At 53.9% G+C, this 492-nt stretch carries 1 protein-coding gene; it reads right to left on the bottom strand.

Annotated features, from left to right (window positions below; translation table 11 throughout):
• Positions 1–492 (bottom strand): hypothetical protein (locus A3722_RS14955; protein ID WP_150120500.1); only part of this gene is annotated, 492 nt, incomplete at both ends.

Here is a 492-nt window from a genome sequence, read left to right as displayed (position 1 = left end):
GGCGTGGATAAAAACAGCCACGGTTCCAAAGTTCCATTCCGATTTATCGGGCTGGAGTGCTGTCGTGGGCAATATCTCGAACTGATCTGCATTCGCGTTGAACTCGCGCATCGGTATTGTCTGGCACGCGTGATCAATTGCAGCCTGGTAAGCCGCGGGGTGCCCTTGGCGCATGAAGTCGAGGGCTGGCCTTAGAGAAATGGCATTAATATCGTGGAGCAGCGGGTCGAGTGAGAAAACCTCTAGAGGTAGGCAAGGGCATCCCTTCTTGACCAGGCTATGCACCTCGTAAAGCCGCGGATCACTTGTTTGCAGCTCGTCAAGTTCGAGTGGGTATAGAATGTCATGCCCATGCGATTTGAGAAAGTGCGCGAACGGGCCAAGACCCCGCCTAAAATCTGTCCAGTGGTCGCCACCTTCGAACGCTTGCCAAAACTCTCGGAACTCGTCCGTGGCCTGTAACGCTGCACCAAAAATCGCAAAGTCCAGATA

This window comes from Sulfitobacter sp. HI0027, from assembly GCF_001634775.1.
GTDB lineage: Bacteria > Pseudomonadota > Alphaproteobacteria > Rhodobacterales > Rhodobacteraceae > Sulfitobacter.
This window is presented reverse-complemented; position numbering and strand designations above follow the sequence as displayed.